This window comes from Cryobacterium sp. 10I1, assembly GCF_035019805.1.
GTDB classification, from domain to species: Bacteria; Actinomycetota; Actinomycetes; order Actinomycetales; family Microbacteriaceae; genus Cryobacterium; species Cryobacterium glucosi.
This window is the reverse complement of record NZ_JASJVF010000011.1, coordinates 24,374-31,213: the sequence shown is the minus strand read 5'-3', so window position 1 is coordinate 31,213 and position 6,840 is coordinate 24,374. Positions and strand designations below refer to the sequence as shown.

Sequence of the window (6,840 nt, the reverse complement as noted above, 5' to 3'; positions counted from 1 at the left end):
CCAGTCCTGGAGCAGGGCCGTCGGCGTCGGAGACGTCGAGGGCGCCACGGACGCGGTGACCGCGGCGGCCGCGTCGATCAGGCCGTTGCCGTAGACGGGGCTGGGGACGACGTGGCCGTTCGGGTTGGCGGTCGCGATCACCCGGTTCATCACCTCGGCGGCGTTGAGCTTCGGGTAGGCGGCGCGCACGAGGGCGACGAGGCCGGAGACGATCGGGGCGGAGGCGCTCGTGCCGCTCCACTGCACGTACCCGCCGTTCGGCACCACGCCGACGGCCCTGCTCCAGGACTGGATTCACCTGCATCGGCGCATCGACACCGTCCCGACAGCCGCGCCGACGGCCGCACCCGTTGCCCGCGCCGTGCCGAGCAGCGACCCGCCGCTGCCGACCGACACCGCCGCGAGTCCCTGGCTGCCGACCGAGCTGACCCTGACCTATATCACCGTTCCGCTTCTCGTTCTGTTGGGGTTTGCTATCCTAGTAACGCTGTTCGGCATAGGTGCTCTTCGGCGGCTCAAGCGAAATCGATCGAATCGGTAAGTTTTCGCATATTCCATCATGTAGGAGGACCCTTATCGTGCCAAAAATTCTCATTGTCGGTGGCGGCTACGCGGGCTTCTACACCGCCTGGAAGCTTGAGAAGTGGCTGCGAAAAGGCGAGGCCGAGGTCACCATGGTCGACCCCCTCCCGTACATGACCTACCAGCCCTTCCTCCCCGAGGTTGCCGCCGGCTCGATCGAAGCCCGCCACGCCGTGGTCGCGCACCGTCGCCACCTCTCGAAGACGAACGTCGTCACCGCGAAGGTCACCCACATCGACCACGCGTCGAAGACCGCGACGATCACCCCGCCGGTCGGCGAGCCGTATGAGTTCAACTACGACATCGTCGTCGTCACCGCAGGAGCCGTCTCGCGCACCTTCCCGATCCCCGGGGTCGCCGACCAGGCGCTCGGACTCAAGACCATCGAGGAAGCCGTCGCCATCCGCGACACCGTGCTCACCAACTTCGACAAGGCCTCCCTGCTCCCCGCCGGACCCGAGCGCGACCGCCTGCTCACCTTCGTCGTCATCGGCGGCGGCTTCGCCGGCATCGAGGTCTTCGCCGAACTGCGCTCGTTCGCGACCTCGCTGCTCAAGTCCTACCCGCAGATCGGGTTCGACGACATCCAGTTCCACCTCGTCGAGGCGATGGGCCGGATCATGCCAGAGGTGTCCGTGCCGACGAGCCTCTGGGTCATCGACAACCTCGACAAGCGCGGTGCGAAGATCCACCTCAACACCCAGCTGACGAGCGCCGTCGACGGTGTCGTCGAGCTCTCCACCGGCGAGAAGTTCGAGACCGACCTGATCGTCTGGACTGCTGGCGTGATGGCGAACCCCGGCATCGTGCGTCACACCGACCTCCCCATCGAGGAGCGCGGCCGCCTGCAGGTGCGCCCCGACCTCCGCGTCGGCACCGCAGACGAGATCATCGAAGACGCCTGGGGCGCCGGCGACATCACCGCCGTCCCCGACCTCAGTGGCGGGGGAGTGGGCGGCTTCTGCGTTCCCAACGCCCAGCACGCCGTGCGTCAGGGCAAGCTCATGGCCAAGAACATCGTCGCCATCCTCCGCGGCGAGGGCCCCAAGGACTACATCCACAAGAACCTGGGCGCCGTCGCCGGTCTCGGTGTCGGACAGGGTGTCTTCCAGTCCGGCAAACTGGCCATCAAGGGCCCGCTGGCCTGGATCGCGCACCGCGGCTACCACGGCCTCGCCATGCCGAGCTGGGAGCGCAAGCTGCGCGTCGTCTGGGGCTGGGCGAACAACTTCTTCCTCGGTCGCGACATCGTGTCCCTCGCCGCCGTCGAGACCCCGCGCGCCGTGTTCGTCGAGTTCGCCTCCCGCCCGAAGCCCGCCGCGGGTGCCGCGGCGCCGGCGAAGGCCGCATCCGCTGCGGTCACGCCCCCGGCACCGGTCACCGTGCCGGCAGCGGCTGCCGCGGCAGCCCCCGCCGCCAAGGTCACGGCGCCCCGCGCGCCGCGCAAGACGCCGGTCAAGGCTCCCGCCGCCGCACCGGCGATCGTGGCAGCGGATGCCGCGACCGAGGCGACCACGCCCGTCAAGTAAGCGGCTGCTCCGGCAGCACCTACGCTTGAAGCGTCGGAGTCTGTTCGGACTGAGTTCGCTCAGCCCGGATGTACTCGGACGCGCCCCCGTAGCCCAATGGCAGAGGCAGACGACTTAAAATCGTCACAGTCTGGGTTCGAGTCCCAGCGGGGGCACCATCATCCGGCACCGAACTTCCGACTGAGGCCGGACTCGGCGGACTCTCCCAGGCCGACACGCTTCTCTCCACCGACGATGACGTCGAAGGCGATCGGCGGGTCAGGCGCCGACGGCACGCTCGGAGACGGAGCTGAGCAGGAGACTGGTCTCGCTGTTGAGGACACCGGGGATGGAACGGATTCGTCCAAGGAGCCGGTCGAACTCGCCCAGGTCAGCGGTGCGCAACTCGGCGACGAGGTCCCAGGCCCCGTTGGTCGTGTGCAGCGAACTGACCTCCGGATAGCCGCGCAGGGCCCGGATGACGTCACTCGTCGCCCGACCCTCTACCTCGATGAACGAGATGGCCTGCACCACGCCCGGATCCTGGTCCTCACGCACCCGGATGGAGAACCCCACGACAGTGCCCGACTGCACAAGACGGGCCAATCGATTGTCGACGGTGGAGCGGGTCACGCCGAGCTCACGAGCGAGTGCAGCGACTGGTTCTCGCCCGTTCACCCGGAGCAGACTGATCAGCCTGTGGTCGAGGTCATCCAGGGGCATACGCATAGAGTACGGCTCGGGTATGCAAAGTGTGCGATTCCTCATCGTAATTAGTGGGAAAATCCACTATCGATGAGGTATTCGCGCACCGTAGCGTTGGAATCCTGATCGAAGGAGGCGCCGAGTGGTGCAGTGCGCAGAAATGACCAACAGCTCCCGGAGCCGCGTGTCCGGGAGTCTACCCATTCCAGCCCACGTCTTCACCAGGGTCTGACCGTCGTGTCGGTTCAGTCACCGGGCACGGTCGTCCTCATCCGTCCGCACCGGTTCACGCCCAACTCTCAAACCGCCGATGACAACACGTTCCAGCCGCTCGTCGACCTGTCGAACCTGAACGAACATCACCACACGGCCCACGGCGAAGTGACCGTCGTGGCCGAGACCCTGCGCGCCAATGGAATCACCGTGCACCTCTTCGAGGACGAGCACGAGGGCCGTCCCGACAGCGTCTTCCCCAACAACTGGTTTTCCACCCACGCCGGCGGCCATATCGCCGTCTATCCGATGCGCACGCCCAACCGCCGCACGGAACGTCGCCAGGACATCCTGGAACTGCTCAAACAGAACTATCGCGTGCAGGACGTGATCGACTACTCCGGCCTCGAATTCGACGGGATCTACCTCGAAGGCACCGGTGCGATGGTACTCGACCACGTCAGCAGAGTCGCCTATGTGGCCAGGTCACAGCGTGCGGATCCTGTCGCCCTCGAACGCTTCTGCACCAACTTCGGCTACGAACCGTTGGTTTTCGACGCCGTCGATGATTCGGGTATCCCGATTTACCACACCAACGTGATGATGTGTGTGGGGACCCGGTTCGCATTGATCGGGCTTGAGCTCATGACTTCGCGCGATCGTCGTGACGAGGTCGTTGAGCGTCTGACGTCTTCGGGCCGCACCGTCATCGAATTGTCGTCCGCCCAGATCAAGGAATTCTGCGGTAACGCCATCGAACTCGAGGGAGACCGGGGCAGGATCCTCGCGCTGTCCCGTCGGGCGTTCACGGCGTTGACGGAACGCCAGCGGGAAACACTCGAGGAGTCCTGCCGTCTTGTGCCCGTGGACGTGCCGACGATAGAACTGGCCGGCGGTTCCATCCGGTGTATGCTCGCCGGAATCCACCTGGATCGACGACGTCACCAGGACAGGTGGCCAACGTCTGCCCCAGCTCCGTTCAGTGCGCTGGGCGCGCGGCAGTAGGGGTGCTTGTCCTGCTCCGGAACGACCGCGGATGCCCGGTTCCGACGACTGCTTCGGGCTGGCCCTGGCCAGTCTTGGGTCCCGGCCACGCCCGCCTGGTAAGCGGCTGCTCCGGCGGTACCTGCGCTTGAAGCGTCGGAGTCTGTTCGGACTGAGTTCGCTCAGCGCGGATGCACTCGGACGCGCCCCGTAGCCCAATCGCAGAGGCAGACGACTTGAAATCGTCACAGTGTGGGTTCGAGTCCCAGCGGCGGGACTCATCCTCGTCGGCGGGATCTCGGCCGCACAAGCTGGTTCGCGCTGCGCAGCACCGTCGGTGCCGTCAGGGTCGCACGGTCCAGCTCGACAGTGGAGCGGATGCTGAACACCGCACTTTCGCCCGGGAGCAGCGTGATCAGCATGTCGTCGACTCGGGCGGACTGGTCTACCCTGTCCACCAGGACGGAAAGATCGCGGGTGAGCGTTGCGGCCGTCACCGTGAGCAGGTAGCCGTTCGCGACCCGTTCGAGTGACGAGGACAGGGACGGGGCACCGAGCCGGGTGTCGCGGGGCTCGGCGAAGAACCAATGGCCACGCACCCTGCTGAGCTCGGCCCGGAGGAGTTCCGCTGCCGCATCCGTTGTCGCGGAGACGGATGCGGGCAGCGGCACGGTCACCGTGGACCGCGCGGGCAGGGTGACCTGTTCCGCGTGTTCGGCCAACACGATTCCCGCGTCTGTGAGGCGTCGGACGATGAGCTCGCCCGACCACGGTGAAGCCTCGTCGTTGACGACGACCGCCGCCAGGGTTCCTCCGGCGCGCGGTTGAATGGTCACGAGTCTGTCGGCGTACGCGTGGCGGATCGCGTAGAGCAGCGGTTTGGGTCGCCCATAGCCGTCGACGGCCGCCCAGGACGTGACCGGCCAGCAGTCGTTGAGTTGCCAGACGATGCTGCCCATGCAGTGCGGTTGCAGGGAACGGAAGTGTTCGATGGCGGTGCCGATGGCGTTGGCCTGGTTGAGCGACATCGCCCAGTGCCAGTCGTCGATGTCGTCGGGCAACGGGTAGTGGGCGAGCAGGCCGTCGGTGAGCTTCACGTTGCCCTCCATCGCCTTCTGGTGCACCAGCATGCCGGGGGACTCGGGAGTGAGCGGGGAGTCGCTGATCGATGCGCGCATGGTCGACCAGGTCGGTGGGCCCTGCCAGCCGAATTCCGCTACGAAGCGGGGCGTGTACTCACGGTAGGCGGGGTAGTCGCGCTGGTTCCACAGGTCCCAGATGTGCATCGTGCCGTTGTTCGAATCGTTCGGCGTGAGTGTTCCGTCACGGCCGAGACCGTCGGTGCCGCCCGGGGTGAACGGGCTTCCCGGCGTGTATCCGATGTGCGGCGCCAGTTCGGCCACGATGCGCGGGAAGAGCTCGTAGTAGTAGCCCGCGCCCCAGGTCTTGCCATCCAGTCTCGTCTTCCAGTTCCACTCCTCGTGGCCCCAGAGGTTCTCGTTGTTGCCGTTGAGCACGATCAGCGATGGGTGCGACGCCAGCCTGGCCACGTTGTCGCGGGCCTCCGCTTCGATCTCGCCGAACAGGGGCGCCTCTTCGGAGTAGGCGGCGCAGGCGAGAAGGAAGTCCTGCCACGTGAGCATGCCGCGTTCGTCGCAGAGCTCGAAGAAGTCGTCGGCCTCGAAGATGCCGCCGCCCCAGACCCGGAGCAGGTTGATGTTGGCGAATTCGGCCTGCTCGATGCGGTCCCGGTACCGGTCCCGGTCGACCCGGTGCGGAAAGGAGTCGTCGGGGATCCAGTTGGCCCCGCGAACGAAGACCGGCTGCCCGTTGACGGCGATCGTGAACGGTGTCCCTGTGGCATCCGGCTCGGTGTCGAACGACACGGTCCGGAAGCCCACGCGCCGGTGTGCCGAATCGAGTTCGAGTGCTTCGGCGTCGTCCGCGCCCGAACCGTGCAACGTCACGTCGACGTCATAGAGCGGCTGCTCGCCGTAGCCCCGCGGCCACCACCGCGACACCTCGGCAACATGCAGCGTCACGACCGCGCTCGTCTGGCCCGCGTTCAGAGTGGCCGAGCCGGTCACGCCTCCGACGGATGCCGTCACGATGAGATCTGCGTCGCTCGCCCGGGCGACCTCGACGTGCACGGCGACCGTGCCCGAGTGCCGGGCCGTCCCGTCTGCCCGGACAAGGGTGTCCACGGTGGCGATCGGGCGCACGGACTCGATCCGCGCCGTCGCCCAGCATTCGAGGGCGACCGGGCGCCAGATGCCCGATGTGCTCGTGTCGATGCCCCAGTCCCAGCCGAAGCTGCAGGCCATCTTGCGGATCGCGTTGTACGGGTGGTGGTTCACGTGCGGGCGATAGCCGAGTTCGAGGCTGGCGGCATCCGCGGCCCGGATCGGAGAGGAGAACGTGACGGCGAGCTCGTTCAGGCCGGCGCGCAGATGGGTGCGCAGGTCGAATCGGTAACGGCGGTGCATATTCCTGGTCACGCCGATCCGGTGGCCGTTGAGTTCAACCGTCGCGATCGTGTCGAGACCGTCGAAGACGATCTCGCTCTGGGTGCTGCTGTTCGGCTGCCAGACAAAGGTCGTCGTGTATCGCCAGTCGGTGAGTCCGATCCAGCCGAGCAACTGCTCATTGCCGTCGAGGTACGGGTCGGGGATGAGGCCCGCGGCGAGGAGGTCGGTGTGCACCGACCCGGGAACGCTTGCCGGAATTGTGTGCTGGCGCACGGCCCGGGGGACAGGGCCGTCGAGCGCGGTGACGGTCCAGTCGGCGAGGAGGCGTCGGATCGGGTGACTCGTGGGCACGACGGCCTGGATGGTGGTGTCAGTCATGA

5 protein-coding genes and 2 tRNA genes are annotated in these 6,840 nt (G+C 66.7%); 4 read left to right on the top strand and 3 right to left on the bottom strand.

The features are described from left to right. Nucleotides 1-267 (bottom strand): S8 family serine peptidase (locus QN345_RS02500; protein ID WP_323508432.1); only part of this gene is annotated, 267 nt, incomplete at its 3' end. Between the two features lie 311 nt (nucleotides 268-578). Here QN345_RS02500 and QN345_RS02495 point away from each other — a divergent pair. Together QN345_RS02495 and QN345_RS02490 are read left to right on the top strand one after the other, a co-directional pair. After that, entirely contained in the window at nucleotides 579-2,111 is a 1,533-nt protein-coding gene (locus QN345_RS02495) for an NAD(P)/FAD-dependent oxidoreductase (RefSeq protein WP_322140703.1), read from the top strand. An 82-nt stretch (nucleotides 2,112-2,193) separates the two neighbouring features. Beyond that, nucleotides 2,194-2,269: transfer RNA gene (locus QN345_RS02490), tRNA-Leu, on the top strand. A 100-nt stretch (nucleotides 2,270-2,369) separates the two neighbouring features. Here QN345_RS02490 and QN345_RS02485 read toward each other — a convergent pair. Then, a complete protein-coding gene (locus QN345_RS02485) occupies nucleotides 2,370-2,813 on the bottom strand; it encodes an Lrp/AsnC family transcriptional regulator (RefSeq protein WP_134558260.1) in 444 nt (147 codons plus the stop codon). Between the two features lie 219 nt (nucleotides 2,814-3,032). Here QN345_RS02485 and ctlX point away from each other — a divergent pair, with 219 nt between their 5' ends. Continuing rightward, complete coding sequence (gene ctlX, locus QN345_RS02480) at nucleotides 3,033-4,013, top strand: citrulline utilization hydrolase CtlX (RefSeq protein ID WP_198413729.1); 981 nt, start codon at nucleotides 3,033-3,035, stop codon at nucleotides 4,011-4,013. Between the two features lie 181 nt (nucleotides 4,014-4,194). Continuing rightward, nucleotides 4,195-4,269 (top strand) — tRNA-Ser (locus QN345_RS02475). A gap of 1 nt (nucleotide 4,270) precedes the next feature. On the opposite strand, the gene QN345_RS02470 is transcribed toward QN345_RS02475, so the two are convergent. After that, nucleotides 4,271-6,838: a glycoside hydrolase family 2 protein gene (locus QN345_RS02470; protein ID WP_322136226.1), complete on the bottom strand. Its 2,568-nt coding sequence runs from the start codon at nucleotides 6,836-6,838 to the stop codon at nucleotides 4,271-4,273. Between the last annotated feature and the right edge of the window lie 2 nt (nucleotides 6,839-6,840).